This window comes from Dubosiella muris (genome assembly GCF_004793885.1).
Classification (GTDB): Bacteria; Bacillota_I; Bacilli_A; order Erysipelotrichales; family Erysipelotrichaceae; genus Dubosiella; species Dubosiella muris.
In genome coordinates, this window is the sequence record NZ_SRYG01000051.1 from 1 (window position 1) to 1,396 (window position 1,396).

Below are 1,396 nucleotides of genomic sequence, written 5' to 3' on the forward strand. Positions count from 1 at the left end.
CACCAAGGCGACGATGCATAGCCGGCCTGAGAGGGCGGACGGCCACACTGGGACTGAGACACGGCCCAGACTCCTACGGGAGGCAGCAGTAGGGAATTTTCGTCAATGGGCGCAAGCCTGAACGAGCAATGCCGCGTGAACGAGGAAGGTCTTCGGATCGTAAAGTTCTGTTGAAGGGGAAAAAGAGCGGAGAGAGGAAATGGTCTCCGATTGATATTACCCTTCGAGGAAGTCACGGCTAACTACGTGCCAGCAGCCGCGGTAATACGTAGGTGGCGAGCGTTATCCGGAATGATTGGGCGTAAAGGGTGCGTAGGCGGCCTGCTAAGTCTGGAGTGAAAGGTACCGGCTCAACCGGTACAGGCTCTGGAAACTGGCGGGCTAGAGAGCAGGAGAGGGCGGTGGAACTCCATGTGTAGCGGTAAAATGCGTAGATATATGGAAGAACACCAGTGGCGAAGGCGGCCGCCTGGCCTGTTACTGACGCTGAGGCACGAAAGCGTGGGGAGCAAATAGGATTAGATACCCTAGTAGTCCACGCCGTAAACGATGAGGACCAAGTGTTGGGGAAGACCCAGTGCTGCAGTTAACGCAGTGAGTCCTCCGCCTGGGGAGTATGCACGCAAGTGTGAAACTCAAAGGAATTGACGGGGGCCCGCACAAGCGGTGGAGTATGTGGTTTAATTCGAAGCAACGCGAAGAACCTTACCAGGCCTTGACATAGGGTGCGAAGCTATGGAGACATAGTGGAGGTAAACATCCATACAGGTGGTGCATGGTTGTCGTCAGCTCGTGTCGTGAGATGTTCAGTTAAGTCTGGCAACGAGCGCAACCCTCGTGATGTGTTACCAATATCGAGTTAGGGACTCACATCAGACTGCCGGTGAGAAACCGGAGGAAGGCGGGGATGACGTCAAATCATCATGCCCCTTATGGCCTGGGCTACACACGTACTACAATGGCGGCGACAGAGGGCAGCGAGCCTGCGAAGGCAAGCGAATCCCAAAAAAGCCGTCCCAGTTCGGATTGGAGTCTGCAACCCGACTCCATGAAGTTGGAATCGCTAGTAATCGCGGATCAGCATGCCGCGGTGAATACGTTCTCGGGCCTTGTACACACCGCCCGTCAAACCATGGGAGTGGGCAATGCCCGAAGCCGGTGGCGCAACCCTTAAAAGGGAGCGAGCCGTCGAAGGCAGGGCCGATGACTGGGGTTAAGTCGTAACAAGGTATCCCTACGGGAACGTGGGGATGGATCACCTCCTTTCTAAGGAGAAAGCAATTTGAAAAGGTGTAAAGACGTGGGAAGAGTTCTATCAGGTTTTGGAGGATCGTCCTCCAGAGTTCGATCTTTGAAAACCGGAGACACAAATTTGAAGAAAAGACACAACAAATAG

1 rRNA gene is annotated in these 1,396 nt (G+C 54.4%); it reads left to right on the forward strand.

The window, feature by feature from the left end:
- Window positions 1–1,266 (forward strand): 16S ribosomal RNA (locus tag E5336_RS12240); the annotation flags it as partial.
- Window positions 1,267–1,396 lie beyond the last annotated feature (130 nt).